Genomic DNA, 17,072 nt, shown 5'->3' with positions numbered 1-17,072 from the left:
GACAGACAGCGAGTTTTTTTTGTTAATTATTTCAAAATGGGTATTTGATTCCATCCATGCAAGATATTTATCCTGCACGCAATAAGGCACTTGATGCTAACGGCTGGTGTTTCCTGATAAGTATTTATCGAATACTTCTTCGTGAAGCCCAGGTTTAGATACGAAAAGTGAGTCTCCTTTCAAATAATTCAATTTGTCACCTTTAATATTACTAACTTCCCCGCCCACTTCCTCAACCAGTAAAACTCCCCCGGCAAAGTCCCAAGGCATGAGTCTCATGGTTATGTATGCATCAATCCTTCCAGCTGCCACGAATGCCAGCTCCAATGCTGCCGAGCCATAAGAACGTGTCCCTCTTGCATCCCGAACCAGCGGTGCCAGAAGACTCGGATCAATCCTCCGGTTTTCCGTTACCCAGCTAGCATTAATGGAAATGATCGCTTTGCTTACTGATGCCTCTTCAAGCGATGGAAGCCTTTGATCATTCAGAAATGCTCCCTGCCCCTTGACCGCATGATATAATTCATCACTGAAGACATCATAAACCATGCCAATCTTTCCAATGCCATCCACATAAACCCCAAGAGAAATTGCAAAATTCCTCTGTTGATGAATGAAATTCAAAGTTCCATCAATTGGATCGATTATCCACACCGTACCTTTTAAGTCTTTAATATCGTGGCCCATTCCCTCTTCGCCAAAAATGCGATGTTCAGGAAAGACTTCGCCGATTTTTTCGCAAAAAAACTTTTCTATCCCCTTATCCATATTAGTGACCAAATCATTCGGATTCGTTTTCATTTCAATATTCAACTTGGTTTTAAAGGACGCCCTTAGCCTAGTACCCGCTTCTTTCATCCATAACTTCGCATATGTATCCATTTCCTTGACCGATGCCATTATAATATCCCCGTCCTTTATGATCAGAAACTACATTAAAATGATCCACTTCTAAAGATTAAAGCAAATATAGCTTGCCTTCAAGTTTTTAACATCTTAAATTTTCCATTTTTTAAAACATATGAAGAAAGAAGGTTCCTTGACCATCCATCCATTAATCGGTTTCGCAATCATGAGTTAGCCCGCACGAATACTTATCAGACCACCTTGCCTTAACGTCTCGCTTCCTTATTAAATGGAACCGAACTAAAACAAAATACCACCTTATATATATTGGACATTTAATGAAAAACGGACACATTATTTTTTAATAAAATAAAGTGTCCGTTCATCTATAATAAAATTCCTTGTATTGAAATTGATTCATTTCCTTTATTCATTCTCCTTCAAGATCTCTGCAGCCAATATTTACAAGGCTTTCAGTTTTAACAATTCCAAGCGGATGCGTTCAAGCCTTTGCTTGCATTGTGACCTCTTTTGGTCATTCTCTTCACCAATTGCTTCAAAAAGGGTTGCTAATTCATAGTCCATTTCCATTCTCAACACTGCAGCTCTATGTCTTTCAACTTCTTTAGCTTTTAATGCTTGGTTCATGACTTGTTTCATAATTAACATTCTCCCTTCATCAATTAACGTAATTTTCTGAATTTATATTATCATATGATTTCCTACAACAAATAGCAACTAATTTGTGCTTTAACCTATAAGTAATTTTATATCGCCAACCCAAATCGTATTTTTTAAATTTTACTTTTACTTATGCTACAATATGTGCAGATATTACGGTAGGAGAGATGAAAATGAATATAGCAAGTTTTACAGCAAGTGATTTTGACGTTTTTAAAATTAATGGATTGGAATCGCGCATGGATGCTTTAAAAGAACGGATCCAGCCCAAATTACAAGCCCTAGGAGAGCACTTTTCTCAAAAACTGTCAGTTATGACCGGCGATGAAATGTACCCTCACGTTGCAAAGCATGCTAGACGGACAGTGAACCCTCCTAATGATACATGGGTTGCTTTCGCTGCCAACAGCAGAGGCTATAAAATGATGCCGCATTTCCAAATCGGATTATGGGAAACGCATATGTTCATCTGGTATGCCGTCATTTATGAAGCCCCTAATAAAACGGAAATCGGAAAGCATCTGGAGCAGCAGGCAGACCGATTGGTGAATAGCATTCCCTCACATTATGTGTGGTCAATGGACCATACAAAACCTGATGTCATCCCTCATGAAGGTCTTGAAGTAGATGATTTGAATTCAATGTTCACTCGTTTGCAAACGGTAAAGAAAGCCGAAATTCTATGCGGTATAAAAATTTCCCGTGATGACGCCATTAAGTTAAAAGATGATGATTTCATTCAAACCATTCAAGATGCGTTTGAACATCTTTTACCCTTATATCAATTAAATTAAACACATTTGATTTGTATTCGGATCCAACAAAAAACTGGTTTAGATAAAAGGAGAGCCTTAAGGCTCTCCTCGGACTGTAGTCAAACTCGATCATTATAGAGTTTGACTACAGTTTTTTTTAGGTTTTTAAAATTTGACCGTTGCCTACAGACACTTGCTTTCCGCGGGCGGTCCGCCCTTGGCGCTCTTGCGCCTGCGGGAATCTCGAACTTCCCCAATCAACTTTGTTTTAAACTCCTTTTGCCTACAAACTGAGGGCAGCCCGGGAGTCTCTCCATTACTATTTTTGCACTACCCCTTTACTTGCTTGTATCAAGTCACTAATTTGATCTTCCTTACCTGTCTCGAAGCAATCGATGATCTTGCTGCCGACTATGACACCATCGCAGTATTGTATTGCATCACGGACATGATCTGGCGTCGATATGCCGAACCCAGCAAGAACGGGAACCGGGCTTATCTCTTTTACCTTCTTTAGATAGCCTCCAAGTTCTTCCCCGAAGGCGTCACGGGCACCTGTAATGCCTTTGACTGTAACTGCGTAGATAAAGCCCTCAGCCCCTGCGGTAATCTCAGTGATACGCTCTTTCGATGACGTGAGTGTCACAAGTCGGATAAGAACGATTCCTGCAGTTTTGATTGATGAAAAGATGGCTTCTTCTTCAATTGGTAAATCGGGGATGATGCACCCGGAAATCCCTGCTTGTAGACAGTCATTCGTAAACTCTTTAAGTCCATATGCCAGGATTGAATTCGTATATCCCATTAAAATAATTGGGATGTTCACATCGTTTTTGATTTCCATTACTTTTTTCAGGACATCTTTTAAAGTTGTTCCATTTTCCAAAGAACGGATGCCGGCTTGTTGGATAACCGGTCCATCTGCGACGGGGTCAGAGAATGGGATACCTAGTTCAACGGCAGTCGCTCCGCTGTTTTCAAGGAAAAGAAGTTGGCTCTTTAACCGTTCAAGACCTCCATCGCCTGCCATAATATATGGGATGAATGCTTTTTCCTGTTTTGTTTGACATTCTTGAAGCGCGTTTGTTAATTTATTCATGTTCACTACCCCCCATCAACGATTGGACCGTTTCAACATCCTTATCACCACGGCCGGACAGGCAAATCACCAGTCCTGTTCCTTTCTCCATTTCTTTTGCAAGCTTTAAACCATAGGAAATCGCATGTGAACTTTCTAAAGCAGGGATGATCCCTTCCTCCCTTGAAAGCAACGCTAGAGCTTCCAATGCTTCAGTATCGGTTACCGAAGTATATTCCACCCGATTTGTATCTTTTAAGTAACTATGTTCAGGTCCTACCCCTGGATAATCCAACCCTGCTGAAATTGAATGTGCCTCCTGGATCTGACCGTCCTCGTTCTGCAATACGTACATGAATGCCCCGTGGAGCACCCCAGGTTTCCCCTTCGTCAAACTTGATGCATGCAATGGCGTTTCAAGTCCATGCCCTGCCGCTTCCACTCCGTATAATTTTACCGTTTCATCCTCAATGAAGGGATAAAACATTCCCATTGCATTACTTCCTCCGCCAATGCAAGCGACTACTGCATCAGGTAGGGAATGAACCTCATCCGAATATTGACGCTTTGTTTCAATGCCTATCACGCTTTGAAAATCACGAACTATAACGGGGAATGGATGCGGTCCAAGAACCGATCCCATTATATAATGGGTGTCATCCACATTCGCCACCCAATATCGTAACGCCTCATTCACTGCATCCTTCAGTGTCCCGCTTCCTTGTGATACAGATATGACCTTGGCTCCCAAAAGCTCCATCCTGAATACATTTAATTTCTGTCTCCTGATATCTTCTTCTCCCATAAAGATGATGCATTCCAGCTTCAGCAATGCACACACAGTCGCCGTTGCTACCCCATGCTGTCCTGCACCCGTTTCGGCAATCACCTTTTTCTTGCCCATTTTCTGAGTCAGCAAAGCCTGACCGATCGTATTATTTATTTTGTGGGCCCCGGTATGATTCAAGTCTTCGCGCTTCAGGTAAATATTTGCACCACCAGCCAGTTTCGTTAAGTTCTCCGCAAAATAAAGTGGTGTTTCCCGACCGATATATTGTTTCAGGTAATAGCTTAGCTGACTTTGGAATTCAGGATCATTTTTAGATTGTTCATATACTTCTTCAAGCTCCGTAATCGCCGCCATTAAAGTTTCCGGAACGAAACGGCCTCCATATGCTCCAAAATGTCCAGTTTTATCAGGCTGTGTATAAGTGTTCATCTATTCATTCCTCTTTTCCGGCTGTATATTTTGCCTCATTAATAAATGCTTTTATTTTTGCAGCATCTTTTAATCCGTTTGTTTCAACACCACTGGCTACGTCAACTGCGAACGGTGAAACGGCAACAATCGCTTTTCCGACATTTTCCGGAGTCAGCCCACCCGCTAGAATCACCTTCCCCAGTGGCAGTTCCGCTTTTCGGATCATTTCCCAATCCAATGTCAATCCCTTTCCAGATGAACTCTTAGGAAGATCAACTAATAGATAATCTGCTGGGTATTCATGAAGGTTTTCAAGGTCTTTCTCTGTATGGACCGCAAAGGCCTTGATCACCGGTAAGGGCATTCTGCGGGCGAAGCTGGCAGACTCGTTACCATGAAGCTGAATATAATCCAATCCTGCAATTTCAGCACTTTTTATCACTTCTTGTTCAGTTTGATTGGCAAACACTCCGACTTTTTTAACATGTCCAGCTAGATTTGCTCCGAATTCTCCCACTATCTCCGGCTCAACCTTCCTGCTGCTCTCGGCAAAGATGAAACCAATGAAGTCTGCCCCTGATTCAACAGCAGTCTGAGCGGCTGCCAATGTCTTTATCCCACAGATTTTCACTAACATATTAATCTCCTTATATACTCATTTGCAGTTCGGCCATCGTGTGTGGAAGATTTGATGCAGTCATCAGTGTCTCCCCGACTAAAATCGCTTTTGCACCAGCTTCCTTCACACGCATCACGTCTTCTTTTGTCTTGATCCCACTTTCACTGATAATGATATGGCGTGTTGGATCAAGTAATTTCGCCAGTCGTTCCGTTACAGCCAAATCCACTTTGAAGGTCTTTAAATTCCGATTGTTAATCCCTATAAGCTCTGCATTCAGCTCGAGAGCCTGTTTTAGTTCTGCTTCATCATGGACTTCCGTCAATACTTCAAGCCCTTTCTTTTTTGCATATTGATATAATTCATGAAGTCGTTCTTTAGAAAGTGCTGCCACAATCAATAGAATGATAGTTGCACCAGCTTGATGGGCACGATCGATTTGGATTTCATCGATGATGAAATCTTTGCACAGCCTGGGAATCCGTATAGCCTCGCTTACGTTTTTCAAATCTGCAATTGATCCTTTAAAGAAAACCTCATCCGTCAATACGGATATCGCTGCCGCTCCGCCGCTTTCATATGAAAGGGCCTGCTCGATCGGATTAACATTGATTTTAATGTCCCCTTTTGAAGGGGAAGCCCGTTTTATTTCCGCGATAACAGCCATCGACTTCGCCGTTTTCAAATTATCCACCAAAGATGGTCTGACTATGTTTGCCATGACCGAATCACCTAAGCCCCTTTCTTTTAATTTTGCGACTTCCACCTTTTTCTGCTCGATGATTTTCGTTAAAATATTTTCCATTACATGACCACCTTATTTCTATTGCCAAAAGCAATCAGATTTTCTAACTTTGCAAGAGCCGAACCGCTATCAAGGCTTTCCTTGGCCATGGAGATACCTTTTTTGATCGTTGCTGCCGTTCCATGAGCGTATAATCCCAATCCAGCATTCAATAAAACGGTATCACGATAGGCCCCTTTTTCCCCCTTGAGAAGCCTAATCATGATATCGGCATTTTGTTTGGCGTCACCGCCGCGGATGGCATCATTTCCGTAAACCGGCAGATCCACTTCTTCAGGATGCAGCGTAAATGGGATAATATCCCCCTGCTCCAAAAGCACGAGTGAATTTTCACCCTGTAGGCTCGCTTCATCCATGAATCCGGCACCATTTATCACGACCGCGCGTTTCCTGCCTAATTTATGCAGGACTTCCGCAAAAAGCTCGAGCATATCGCGTCGATTGATTCCCATTAGTTGCGTATCGAGTTGGACTGGATTTGTCAAAGGTCCTATGAGATTAAATATCGTCGGGATTTTCAGTTCTTTTCTCACTTTCATTATCCGTGCAATATTAGGGTGGACCGATGGGGCAAATAAGAATGCGATCCCATTTTCCTCCAACAGTTCTTTTAACATGTCAGGCTCCAAGTACAAATTAACACCTAGCTCTTCCAATACATCCGCACTGCCCGTTTTGCTTGAAATGCTACGGTTTCCATGTTTGGCAACCTTAACACCCGCACCAGCCAGCACGAAGGCCGATGCAGTACTTATATTGAAGCTTTGTGATCCATCTCCTCCCGTTCCGCAATTATCCATTACATTAAAGGAGCTCGTTTGTACACTTCTTGCTTCTTTTCTCATGACCCTGACAAGGCTCGCTATTTCACCTGCCGTTTCCCCTTTGAGTTTTAGGGCAATGATGAATGCTGCCATTTCGCTTTCGGTGATATCTTTAGAAAATAACGATTGGGCTGCTCTGCTCATCTCTTCTTCCGTCAATGTTTGACGCTCTGCTAACTTCGCTAAATATTCCTTCACCGCTAACTCCCCCAGTCGTTTTTTGTTTTATAAAATGGATTGTTGCTTCTCTGATTGAAAGGTTCCGGCAATCTCATAAAATTGATGTAATAATTCCTTGCCGATTTTCGTCCCTATTGATTCAGGGTGGAACTGTAAACCGTAGAGCGGGAATTCCTGATGTTTCAGGGCCATGATTTCCCCATCATCCAGTGCTACTGCCGTCACAGTCAGTTCTTCTGGCAAACTCGCCCTTTCAACTACAAGGGAATGGTAACGCATTACCGGGAATTGCAAGTCCTGTTTGGCAAATACACCTGTTCCATCATGTTCGATTACCGATGTTTTCCCATGCATGATTTGTTTCGCTCCAACCACATTCGCACCAAAAACTGCACCAATGGCCTGATGCCCCAGACAAATGCCTAAAAGCGGAACCTTCTCATAAAAATTACGGATGATCTCCATACTGATACCAGCATCTTCCGGCCTGCCGGGTCCCGGGGAAATGACGATTGCCATTGGATTCAGTTCCTCAATTTCCGCAAGGGTGATTTCGTCATTCCTTTTTACTAGGATTTCTTTTTCCACTTCCCCTAAATATTGATAAAGGTTGTAAGTGAACGAGTCATAGTTATCAATTAATAAAATCATTTGGTGTGAACCTCCATTAAAGCGCGTGCTTTATTTTGTGTTTCTTCATATTCCGTTTTTGGATCTGAATCATATACAATTCCAGCCCCTGCCTGTACATAGGCCTTGCCATCTTTAATGATCATCGTCCGAATGGCTAAAGCCATATCAAGATCCCCTCCAAAACCTATGTAGCCTATCGAGCCCGAATACATCCCCCGTTTACAATTTTCCAGTTCATTGATCAGCTCCATTGCCCTGATTTTAGGAGCACCTGAAACTGTTCCGGCAGGGAGGCAGACCGTAAGGGCATCTAAACTCGTGTACCCTTCCCTAAGCTTTCCGCTAACCTTCGAAGCAATATGCATGACATGCTGATATCTTTGAATTTCCATTTCCTCAGTAAGGTGGATTGAACCTATTTCGCAAACCCTGCCAAGATCATTCCTACCTAAATCAACAAGCATCTTATGCTCGGCAAGTTCCTTTTCATCCATCAGCAGGCTTTTTTCGAAGCCCTTATCTTCTTCATCCGTTTTCCCTCTCGGCCGTGTGCCGGCGATGGGATTAACATGAACCATTCCTGATGAAACACTGATTAAACTTTCTGGAGACGACCCAATGATTGTATAGTCGCCAAATTCTATATAAAACATATAAGGAGACGGGTTGGCTAATCGCAAACGTCGGTAAGCATCGAAAGGCTCCCCATCGAAGTCCGCTTTAAACCTTTGTGATAAAACGACTTGGAACACTTCACCGGCTACAATCGCCGCTTTGACTTCAAGGACCATTTTCTCGAATTCATCCTGACTGAAATTCGAATCGAATTCCAAATATTCAGACGATATTTCCTTTGACGGCTTGCTTGCCTGATTGATTTTTCCCTTCATCTTCAATAAACTTTTTTCACTATCTTCTTCCGCAGTCAAAAGATGGATCTTCTGCAGAACATGATCGAATATATACAATTCTTTATAAAAAAGAAAATGAGCATCAGGCATTTGCAGAGAATCAGGAGGAACCGTACCTATATTTTCATATAGACGAATGATATCATAGCCCATATATCCGATTGCTCCACCGTTAAAAGGAGGAAGATGCATGGGAGCCTCTCCTATTTCCACTAATAATTCGTTTTTTAGAAACTCGATGATATTGATGTTCTTTACGATTTGGTCACCTGTTTCGGTGTCTTTCACATATACTTGGTCAGCAAGTGATGTCACCTCCAGGTAGGGTTTTGAACCTAGATAAGAGTAGCGGCCGTTGTCATGATGCGAATTTGAACTTTCCAATAAAAACTTCTGGTCACCATCCAATTTCTGAAATATGGCAATGGGTGTGTGGATATCCCCTTCAATTGTGTCCATTTTAAAACGGAGTATTTTTTTTTCATCCAAATTATTCATCTCAATTCCCTCCCGATCCTTATGCGTGCGTTCTTATAAACCTCCGAAGGAAAACCCTTTTGGCCAATTGCCGGAGTTTTCAATTCCTCTGGATATTTTTTGATGCTTCTCTAAAAGGTATATATATTGAAATTTCAATAAAAAAATCCCCTGCAAACACAAATATGTGTCTGCAGAGGACGGTATACCGCGGTGCCACCTCAAGTTGGAAAAACGCATCATTTTTCCCTCTCAAGCAAGAATGAAAAATTCTTGCGTTTACCCTTTAACGGTGGCAGCCGAGTTTCCCTACTTATTTCAAGAAACCACTCATAAGTCCATTCATCTTCTTATATCGTACCGGTTTCCACCTATTCCGGCTCTCTGTGACGCATCTAAAAAGATTACTACTCTCATTCATAGATTTAATTATCATTTTCAAAAAAACGCAAAAAGGGCCCTCATCCAAAGGACGAGGAACCCGTGGTACCACCTTAATTAGCTAAATTAGCTCACTTTACGGCATTAACATGCCTATCTCCATTAACGATGAGATAATCGCCAAAGCCTACTCCGTTATCCGTTTCGGTTTGGGGCTCGGAAGTCCATTCGCTTAAATTCGTTCACCAGTTTTCAGCAACCACTGGCTCTCTGCAGAACATCATTAAGGTACTCTTCTTCGTCACTGCCTTTATCTTTTTCTTGTTTATTATGTTAAAACAATCTTTTCAGTAAGTCAATGGAGTTTTCTAAAAATTATATTTTTAATTTTTCATTTTTATCCATTCTCCGTCATCGATTCCTTTTGCCTTCTTTATAACAAGATAGGCAGAATAGGTGCTTACTGACTCGAACTCATCCGTATACTTTTTTTCATCCGCCTTACCAGGGACTATTTCCTTGAATCTTCGGTAAGCCTTCATGAATTCTTCCTTTTGTATTTTATTTTCATAAGCCTTTTCTACCGCTTCAAAGAATTTAATCACATCTACGATTTCGTCAGTAGACCAATCAAGATCCATTGGATATTGATAATCCATACCCTAAACACGCTCCTTCTAGATAGTTTTTCATGTTGTCCGGCAGACCATTTATATCAGTCTGCCCATTTTGAACGAATTGCTTCCGCCTGGTCGATAATCCGACTGAATAGTTCAGCAGTCGATGGTACATCATGAATCAGCCCCATCACTTGTCCAGCCCAGGCAAAGCCTTCAGCTTCAATACCGTCATGGATATAACGCTGGTTCGCTTTACCACTTATGTAATCCTTCAATTCTTCATATCCGCCGTTTTCTTTTTCTATATCAAGGATCTTATCGGTCCAGCTGTTAGCAATTACCCTTGCTGGTGCACCAATGGACCGCTTGATGATAACGGTATCATTTTCCGTGCCGGAAACCAAGGTATTTTTATATAATTCATGTGCATGAACACACTCCTTGACTGCTATGAATCTTGTCCCCATCTCGATTCCTTCGGCACCAAGTGCCATTGCTGCCATCAAACCGCGTCCATCGCCAAATCCACCCGAGGCGATGACTGGAATTTTAACGGAGTCCACAACTTGAGGAATTAACACAGAAGTTCCAATATCATCACGGCCTAAATGTCCTCCTCCCTCCTGACCAACCACCATCACTGCATCTGCCCCAAGCTGTTCAGCCTTCATTGCCTGCCTTCTTGCAGCAACAAGCACAAGTTTTTTCACCTGGGTGCCATTGACGTAATCAAGGAATGGGCCAGGGTTGCCGCCGGTTACGGAAACAGCTGCAATATCCTCTTTCAAGGCTGCTTCCAGCATGTGTTCATAAGGCCTTCCATGCTGACCGATTGCAAAGTTCACACCAAACGGTTTATCCGTCAATGATTTCGTTTTTCTAATTTCATCTACCAGTTGCTCCGGGTTGTCCAAGGACATGGCCGTTACCTGCCCAAGCCCCCCTGCATTCGAAACTGCCGCAGCCAGGTCTGCATATGCTAAATGGGCCAATCCCCCTTGTACGATTGGGTATTGAATGCCTAACAAATCGGTCACACGCGTTTTCCACTTCAAACTCCTCATCTCCCTTTTCATTTTGGTCGTTTGTTTATTTAGCTGAATCCAAATCATTAGCTTCATTATGGCAAATATTGTTTACCCGTTCAATTTTTAAACTCACAAATACAATATTAATAAAAGAAGAATTCTTGAGTAAATCCAGTAAATACTAGGAAAATGGACATTTATAAACTGCAGATAATTTTATTGAGCCCCTTAACAACAAAGACATATATAAATTGTTTAAGTCAGGACATTAAAGTCACTCTAGGCATTTATTATAAGACGTGCTATAATTCATATGTTTTATGTCTATCCACAAGCTTACAAACCATTTGAATGGAATCGGAGAAACATACGATCGTTAATAGAAAGGGAGTATATGCTCCCAAATATTTCGTACCTATTTTATTGAAAAGGGGCCACAAAGAATTGTCACAGAATGAAACACCCTTATACACTGCCTTATTGCAGCATGCAAAAAGAAATCCCGTTCAATTTCATATTCCAGGTCATAAAAAAGGAAAAGGAATGGACGCTGATTTCCGTAATTTCATTGGAGAAAATGCATTATCCATAGATTTAATCAATATCGCTCCACTCGATGATCTCCATCAGCCAAAAGGGATCATTAAACAAGCTCAGGATCTTGCAGCCGAGGCTTTTGGGGCAGATCACACATTCTTTTCCGTTCAAGGAACAAGTGGAGCAATCATGACGATGGTCATGACAGTATGCGGACCTGGGGACAAAATCATCGTTCCAAGGAATGTACATAAATCCGTAATGTCCGCCATTGTATTTTCTGGAGCTGTTCCCATTTTCATCAATCCTGAAATAGACAAAGATTTGGGCATCTCACACGGTATCACCGTCGAGGCCGTTGAAAAAACTTTAAGCGAACATAGCGATGCAAAAGGATTGCTTGTCATCAACCCCACTTATTTCGGCATTTCGGCTGATTTGCAGAAAATAGTGGAAGTGGCTCATTCCCACCAAATCCCAGTACTCGTAGATGAAGCGCATGGTGTCCATATTCACTTCCACGAAGACTTGCCGATGTCAGCCATGCAAGCTGGAGCAGATATGGCTGCAACGAGTGTTCATAAACTGGGAGGTTCACTGACGGGAAGTTCCATATTGAATGTTAAGACTGGATTGGTTTCCGCAAATCGTGTTCAAGCCATATTGAGCATGCTCACAACCACCTCAACCTCCTATATCCTTCTGGCTTCCCTGGATACGGCTAGAAGACAACTTGCGACGGTAGGCAGGGAAATGGTCGATGAAGCGATCAATCTCGCAGGGTATATCCGTGAGGCCGTTAATGAGATTCCTTATCTATACTGTGTCGGCAGCGAAATTCTCGAGAGTAAGGCAGCATATAGCTATGATCCGACTAAATTGATCATATCCATTAAGGAATTGAATATTACCGGATACGACGTCGAGAAATGGCTTCGTGAAAAGCATAATATCGAAGTGGAACTTTCTGACTTGTACAACATCCTTTGCCTGATAACACCTGGAGACTCAAAAACAGAAGCGGATCTGCTGATCGCTGCCCTTAGAGACTTATCGGATGAGTTTAAGGAAATGGCTGCAGAACATGAAAAAATTGAAGTCCTGCTTCCTGATACACCACCACTGGCTTTATCACCCAGGGAGGCATTTTATGCAGAAACCGAAGTGGTTCCCATTGAGGAATCGGTCGGCAAAATCAGCGCTGAATTCATCATGGTTTACCCGCCGGGAATCCCGATCTTCATTCCAGGTGAATTGATTACTGAAGATAATATCAATTACATCCGGAAAAACATCGAGGCCGGACTTCCTGTTCAAGGCCCTGAGGACCCAGAAATAAAATATTTACGCATTATTAAGAATTGATCGATTCCATCAAACCAGAGCAGAGTACTGCTCTGGTTTTTTTGTACCTTTTAATATTAAGCACTGACTTCTATAAAAAGGGTGCTCCAGGTTACAATCCTGAAACACCCTTAAATTCTATTAATCTTGAAATCCTTTTTCGATTTATTTTTCAGAGGCAGCTGTATCACAGCTTTGGCAGTTGTGATTATGTGTATATAGTACACTTACTTTCTCATCTTCAAAATGTTCAATCGTGCTATTGCAAGTTTGACATACGATAGTTCCCATTTTTACAACCCCTTCCCCTATATTGTATGCATTATTGATATAATGTAACCGCTTTAAATGAATTATAATATAACACATTTATTATTTCAAGCTAAAAAGTATAACATATATACTTTTCCCCACTTTATGAACGATCATCTTGAAAGAACTGCATTCCAATCGTTCGTTAGACTGATTCTTTTTTTTAGGCTCTTTTCATAAAGATTGTTGTTTTTAAAACGAAACTATTTAAGGTTGATTGGAGCGGAAGTGCGAGACTCCTGCGGGAGCAGCGGGACAGGTGAGACCCCACAGGCGTTTACGCCGAGGAGGCTCACCGCCCGCCCCGCGGAAAGCGAGCATCTGGAGGGGAAATCAACCACACCGCACTACTTGGTAAATAGCAACAAAGTATGCGAAAACAGCCTTTCTTAAAACACGGGAATTTATTTATAAACGAAGGGCCCTTGACTCAATGCATCATACTCCTTGCTTCAGCATAGCAAGGTGAAAAAGGAATTTCGCCTTTTCATTTACATATAGATATGTATATAATACATCCATAAAATGTTAATATATTCTTACATTCTATTAAGGGGGATCCACATGACTGAAAATGCCTATATCAAACTTGTTCCTGAGGCCGCGAAAGGAACTGTAACCATCGAAGACGTGAAAGAATTGCTGAACTATTATCGAATGATCACAGCGAAAACCGGAAAGCAGCTGGATTGGGACTATGATAAGAAGGCATTTCCTTATGAAATGAAAGAACCGGCAAGAATGAAAGATAAGGCCATATACCTCCAATCCAAAGAAGATCGATATCACATGATATTGATAGGCGTCGACCAAGAGATCGTTAAGGATGAAGATGGATCTGAGCGGATTCAATCCTATATCCAATTCACCCTCCCTGAAACAGCCACTTTCGGTGATAAGGGAAAAGCAAATGAATTGTGCAAGTTCCTTGCAAAGAAATTACGGGCACAGCTTCACCTCTTCAATAAACGGGTGATGTATTATTATCCAAGGAAATAAAAAACCTGCAGATTGCCTAAATTGGCTCATGCAGGCGTTTCAATTAATTTTGGATCAAGGATCTCATAACCTTTCTTTTGAAAACCTTTCACGATATCCTCTATCGCTTCACTCGTCCATTTCCGGTCATGCATCAGTAAGTTCGCGCCATTTCCTAAATAAGGGCTGTTCAACATGATTTCCGTTAAAGCTTTTTTATCCTGATACTCTTTTTCCCAGTCATATCCGTATGTCCAGTTCATGACCAACATTTTTTCTTTCTCAGCGACTTTTTTTGAATGCTCGGTATTCGATCCAAATGGCGCCCTGAAGTACTTAGGGCGTACCCCTGTAATGCCCTCAACCAAATTGTTCAATTTTACGATTTCCCGCTCCTGTTCCTTTTCGGTCAACTCTTTTAAATTCACATGGGAATAAGTATGATTGCCGATAGAAAAACCCATTTCATAAATTTCTTTTAGCATCGCTTTATTTTCATCATTTTCAAGAAAGTGACCATTCACGAAAAATATTGCAGGTACTTTAAGTCGCTTCAGGGTTTGGGCGATTGCCAGGGAATATTTATCAGGTGCATCATCAAATGTTAACAACACAACTTTCGGATTTGCATCCCCAATCGGTTTAAATGACCAATTCTCTTTATTCACCCGATATTCTGCCTTTACATTCCTTTCGCCAATTGTTTTTGACGTTTCTTTTTTCAAATCTTTCTCTTGATGGCTTTCATCTTGGATCGTTGTGGTCGTTTCAACACTTTTTTGATTCTCATTTTCAGTTTGACCGGAACTCGGATCATTACAAGCCATCAATAAAAATGATACAAATGTAAATAATGCTACTACTTTGTTAATCATGATTCCTCCGTGGTTGATTGTGTGTCATTGCGGCTTACTTAAAAATTCAATAAACGGGTACCAGCGTTTCCAAAAGGATTTGCAAAATCCCGTAACATAATAGACTTATCACGGTAACAAGCATGGTTCGTCTATTGGATTTTAAAATCATCTTACCAATGTAGATGGCTAAATAAGAAAAGACCAGAAACATGAATACTTTGAAAACGAATCGATCGTTAACAGACAGCCATTCAACTAATGTATACCCGCTCCAAACGATTAGTTGAAAGAGGATTACCAGATAGTTTTTCAAGTGATCCACCTCATTTTAATATGAATATATCAGCCATGATCTTTTTATTGGCAAAAAATATTCCTATAGCACATCGCTCATCTTATTTTTTATCCTCTATTAACTTTTTCAAACCCTTTCAAGGAAAAAAGTAAGAAGTCCTTTTTATAGCTTATGCCCTTTTTGTCCTTTTCATTTAACTAGTGTGAAGAAAATCATGAATGGGGAGTCATCCTTCATTTTTTTAATCCGGCCAAAAAAAAGCGTACTGCATTAGCAGTACGCTTTTATATAACTCAATTACTTAATGATGTGGATAGGCGTTCCAAGGGCAACTTCAGCAGCTTCCATTGTGATTTCCCCTAATGTTGGATGTGCATGGATTGTCATTGCTATATCTTCGGCAGTCATTCCTGCTTCGATAGCCAAACCAAGTTCTGCAATCATATCAGAAGCGTTTGGTCCTGCAATTTGTGCTCCAATAACCAATCCGTCTTCTTTGCGAGTAATAAGCTTCACAAATCCGTCCGTATTATTTAAGGAAAGAGCACGTCCATTTGCAGCGAATGGGAATTTAGAAGCAAGCGCTTCGATTCCAGCTTCCTTCGCTTCTTTTTCATTGTAACCGACAGAAGCAAGTTCCGGTTCAGAGAATACAACAGCCGGAATAGCAAGATAGTCGATTTCAGATGAATGTCCTGCAATGGCTTCAGCTGCAATTTTACCTTCATAAGAAGCTTTATGAGCCAACTGAGGCCCAGAAACGATATCACCGATTGCGTAAATGTTTTTCACGCTTGTACGGCATTGTTTATCCGTTTCGATTAAACCTCGGTCAGTCATTTTGATACCGACTTGTTCCAGGCCGATTTCTGCAGTATTTGGACGACGTCCAACTGTTACTAAAACGTAATCGGCTTCAACTTTTTTCTCTTCGCCTTTTACTTCATAAGTAACTGTTACGCCTGTTTCAGTTTCTTCCACGCCTTTAGCATTAGCTTTAGTGACAATTTCAGCACCTTTGTTTTTAAGGTTACGCTTAACAAGTGCTGCCATTTGTTTTTCAAAGCCTGCAGAAAGGATTTCTTCCGTACCTTCAAGGATGGTCACTTTAGTGCCAAAGCTTGCGAATGCTCCGCCAAGCTCAGTTCCGATGTAACCTCCGCCGATTACTACGATCGAACTTGGAACTTCTTCCAAAGCAAGAGCGCCAGTGGAATTAAGTACACGTTTCGTATATTTAAATGACGGAATCTCGATTGGCGATGAGCCAGTGGCGATGATTGCGTTTTTAAATGTATATGTTTGGGCTGAGTCATCATTCATAACACGGATGCTGTTTTCATCAACGAAATAAGCTTCGCCAGTTACAACATCAACGTTATTGCCTTTTAATAGGCTGCTTACACCGCCTGTTAATTTTTTGACAACAGAACCTTTCCAAGCTTGTACTTTAGAAAAATCAACCGTAACTTTTTCTGCAAAGATACCCATATCTTCTGAATGCTGAGCTTCATGGAAACGGTGTCCAGCCGAAATTAAAGCTTTCGATGGGATACAGCCTACATTCAAACAAACTCCGCCGATTGTTCCTTTTTCAACGACCGTTACTTTCTGTCCAAGCTGTGCTGCGCGAATTGCGGCAACATATCCCCCTGGGCCTGAACCGATCACTAAAGTATCTGTTTCGATTGGAAAATCTCCTACTACCAT

18 protein-coding genes and 2 other annotated features are annotated in these 17,072 nt (G+C 41.5%); of the genes, 3 read left to right on the top strand and 15 right to left on the bottom strand.

Annotation, left to right across the window (positions count from 1 at the left end):
- Positions 1-96: 96 nt before the first annotated feature.
- Together ABOA58_RS08165 and ABOA58_RS08160 are read right to left on the bottom strand one after the other, a co-directional pair.
- On the bottom strand, positions 97-900 hold the full coding sequence (locus ABOA58_RS08165) for an inositol monophosphatase family protein (RefSeq protein WP_350301922.1): 804 nt from the start codon (positions 898-900) through the stop codon (positions 97-99).
- A 408-nt stretch (positions 901-1,308) separates the two neighbouring features.
- The gene (locus ABOA58_RS08160; RefSeq protein WP_034314018.1) at positions 1,309-1,506 is read right to left on the bottom strand and encodes a hypothetical protein; all 198 of its coding nucleotides are present in this window, start codon (positions 1,504-1,506) and stop codon (positions 1,309-1,311) included.
- A gap of 194 nt (positions 1,507-1,700) precedes the next feature.
- On the opposite strand from ABOA58_RS08160, the gene ABOA58_RS08155 reads away from it, so the two are divergent.
- Positions 1,701-2,321, top strand: a complete 621-nt coding sequence (locus ABOA58_RS08155; protein ID WP_350301921.1) for a YktB family protein — start codon at positions 1,701-1,703, stop codon at positions 2,319-2,321.
- A 280-nt stretch (positions 2,322-2,601) separates the two neighbouring features.
- Here ABOA58_RS08155 and trpA read toward each other — a convergent pair whose 3' ends face one another.
- The 9 genes from trpA to ABOA58_RS08110 all read right to left on the bottom strand — a co-directional run bounded on the left by trpA (position 2,602) and on the right by ABOA58_RS08110 (position 11,066).
- Positions 2,602-3,381: a tryptophan synthase subunit alpha gene (gene trpA / locus ABOA58_RS08150; protein WP_350301920.1), complete on the bottom strand. Its 780-nt coding sequence runs from the start codon at positions 3,379-3,381 to the stop codon at positions 2,602-2,604.
- On the bottom strand, positions 3,374-4,579 hold the full coding sequence (trpB, locus tag ABOA58_RS08145) for a tryptophan synthase subunit beta (protein ID WP_350301919.1): 1,206 nt from the start codon (positions 4,577-4,579) through the stop codon (positions 3,374-3,376). The genes trpA and trpB overlap by 8 nt, the downstream gene beginning before the upstream one ends.
- A 4-nt stretch (positions 4,580-4,583) precedes the next feature.
- Entirely contained in the window at positions 4,584-5,198 is a 615-nt protein-coding gene (locus ABOA58_RS08140) for a phosphoribosylanthranilate isomerase (RefSeq protein WP_350301918.1), read from the bottom strand.
- Between the two features lie 10 nt (positions 5,199-5,208).
- Positions 5,209-5,985: an indole-3-glycerol phosphate synthase TrpC gene (gene trpC, locus ABOA58_RS08135; RefSeq protein WP_350301917.1), complete on the bottom strand. Its 777-nt coding sequence runs from the start codon at positions 5,983-5,985 to the stop codon at positions 5,209-5,211.
- Complete coding sequence (trpD, locus tag ABOA58_RS08130; protein WP_350301916.1) at positions 5,985-7,007, bottom strand: anthranilate phosphoribosyltransferase; 1,023 nt, start codon at positions 7,005-7,007, stop codon at positions 5,985-5,987. The genes trpC and trpD overlap by 1 nt, the downstream gene beginning before the upstream one ends.
- Positions 7,008-7,034: 27 nt before the next feature.
- Entirely contained in the window at positions 7,035-7,640 is a 606-nt protein-coding gene (locus ABOA58_RS08125) for an anthranilate synthase component II (protein ID WP_350301915.1), read from the bottom strand.
- A complete protein-coding gene (trpE, locus tag ABOA58_RS08120) occupies positions 7,637-9,031 on the bottom strand; it encodes an anthranilate synthase component I (protein WP_350301914.1) in 1,395 nt (464 codons plus the stop codon). Before trpE ends, ABOA58_RS08125 begins: the two co-directional genes overlap by 4 nt.
- 172 nt (positions 9,032-9,203) lie before the next feature.
- Positions 9,204-9,440 (bottom strand) — a binding site (T-box leader).
- Positions 9,441-9,475: 35 nt separating this feature from the next.
- Positions 9,476-9,705 (bottom strand) — a binding site (T-box leader).
- Positions 9,706-9,774: 69 nt separating this feature from the next.
- Positions 9,775-10,050, bottom strand: a complete 276-nt coding sequence (locus ABOA58_RS08115) for a UPF0223 family protein (protein ID WP_063596342.1) — start codon at positions 10,048-10,050, stop codon at positions 9,775-9,777.
- Positions 10,051-10,106: 56 nt separating this feature from the next.
- The gene (locus ABOA58_RS08110) at positions 10,107-11,066 is read right to left on the bottom strand and encodes an NAD(P)H-dependent flavin oxidoreductase (protein WP_350301913.1); all 960 of its coding nucleotides are present in this window, start codon (positions 11,064-11,066) and stop codon (positions 10,107-10,109) included.
- Positions 11,067-11,483: 417 nt separating this feature from the next.
- Here ABOA58_RS08110 and ABOA58_RS08105 point away from each other — a divergent pair, with 417 nt between their 5' ends.
- Positions 11,484-12,941 (top strand): aminotransferase class I/II-fold pyridoxal phosphate-dependent enzyme, encoded by a 1,458-nt coding sequence (locus ABOA58_RS08105; RefSeq protein WP_350301912.1) that lies wholly within the window; start codon positions 11,484-11,486, stop codon positions 12,939-12,941.
- 144 nt (positions 12,942-13,085) lie between these two features.
- Here the strand turns inward: ABOA58_RS08105 and ABOA58_RS08100 are convergent, their stop codons facing one another.
- On the bottom strand, positions 13,086-13,211 hold the full coding sequence (locus ABOA58_RS08100) for a GapA-binding peptide SR1P (protein ID WP_072272684.1): 126 nt from the start codon (positions 13,209-13,211) through the stop codon (positions 13,086-13,088).
- Positions 13,212-13,796: 585 nt separating this feature from the next.
- On the opposite strand from ABOA58_RS08100, the gene ABOA58_RS08095 reads away from it, so the two are divergent.
- The gene (locus ABOA58_RS08095) at positions 13,797-14,231 is read left to right on the top strand and encodes a DUF1885 family protein (protein ID WP_350301911.1); all 435 of its coding nucleotides are present in this window, start codon (positions 13,797-13,799) and stop codon (positions 14,229-14,231) included.
- A gap of 26 nt (positions 14,232-14,257) precedes the next feature.
- Here ABOA58_RS08095 and ABOA58_RS08090 read toward each other — a convergent pair whose 3' ends face one another.
- The 3 genes from ABOA58_RS08090 to lpdA form a co-directional block, all read right to left on the bottom strand.
- A complete protein-coding gene (locus tag ABOA58_RS08090; protein ID WP_350301910.1) occupies positions 14,258-15,085 on the bottom strand; it encodes a polysaccharide deacetylase family protein in 828 nt (275 codons plus the stop codon).
- 46 nt (positions 15,086-15,131) lie between these two features.
- On the bottom strand, positions 15,132-15,389 hold the full coding sequence (locus ABOA58_RS08085; RefSeq protein WP_306804763.1) for a hypothetical protein: 258 nt from the start codon (positions 15,387-15,389) through the stop codon (positions 15,132-15,134).
- 270 nt (positions 15,390-15,659) lie between these two features.
- Positions 15,660-17,072 (bottom strand): dihydrolipoyl dehydrogenase, encoded by a 1,413-nt coding sequence (lpdA, locus tag ABOA58_RS08080; RefSeq protein ID WP_133348424.1) that lies wholly within the window; start codon positions 17,070-17,072, stop codon positions 15,660-15,662.

This window comes from Peribacillus frigoritolerans, from assembly GCF_040250305.1.
Taxonomy (GTDB): domain Bacteria; phylum Bacillota; class Bacilli; order Bacillales; family DSM-1321; genus Peribacillus.
Note: the sequence above shows the minus strand (reverse complement) of the source record. Positions and strands in the feature narration are given on the sequence as shown.

Bases quoted from the DNA above. Each gene is read 5' to 3' on its own strand.
- ABOA58_RS08165 (WP_350301922.1), bottom strand. From the start codon at position 900: ATGGCATCGGTCAAGGAAATGGATACATATGCGAAGTTATGGATGAAA.
- ABOA58_RS08160 (WP_034314018.1), bottom strand. From the start codon at position 1,506: ATGAAACAAGTCATGAACCAAGCATTAAAAGCTAAAGAAGTTGAAAGA.
- ABOA58_RS08155 (WP_350301921.1), top strand. From the start codon at position 1,701: ATGAATATAGCAAGTTTTACAGCAAGTGATTTTGACGTTTTTAAAATT.
- trpA (WP_350301920.1), bottom strand. From the start codon at position 3,381: ATGAATAAATTAACAAACGCGCTTCAAGAATGTCAAACAAAACAGGAA.
- trpB (WP_350301919.1), bottom strand. From the start codon at position 4,579: ATGAACACTTATACACAGCCTGATAAAACTGGACATTTTGGAGCATAT.
- ABOA58_RS08140 (WP_350301918.1), bottom strand. From the start codon at position 5,198: ATGTTAGTGAAAATCTGTGGGATAAAGACATTGGCAGCCGCTCAGACT.
- trpC (WP_350301917.1), bottom strand. From the start codon at position 5,985: ATGGAAAATATTTTAACGAAAATCATCGAGCAGAAAAAGGTGGAAGTC.
- ABOA58_RS08125 (WP_350301915.1), bottom strand. From the start codon at position 7,640: ATGATTTTATTAATTGATAACTATGACTCGTTCACTTACAACCTTTAT.
- trpE (WP_350301914.1), bottom strand. From the start codon at position 9,031: ATGAATAATTTGGATGAAAAAAAAATACTCCGTTTTAAAATGGACACA.
- ABOA58_RS08115 (WP_063596342.1), bottom strand. From the start codon at position 10,050: ATGGATTATCAATATCCAATGGATCTTGATTGGTCTACTGACGAAATC.
- ABOA58_RS08100 (WP_072272684.1), bottom strand. From the start codon at position 13,211: ATGGGAACTATCGTATGTCAAACTTGCAATAGCACGATTGAACATTTT.
- ABOA58_RS08095 (WP_350301911.1), top strand. From the start codon at position 13,797: ATGACTGAAAATGCCTATATCAAACTTGTTCCTGAGGCCGCGAAAGGA.
- ABOA58_RS08090 (WP_350301910.1), bottom strand. From the start codon at position 15,085: ATGATTAACAAAGTAGTAGCATTATTTACATTTGTATCATTTTTATTG.
- lpdA (WP_133348424.1), bottom strand. From the start codon at position 17,072: ATGGTAGTAGGAGATTTTCCAATCGAAACAGATACTTTAGTGATCGGT.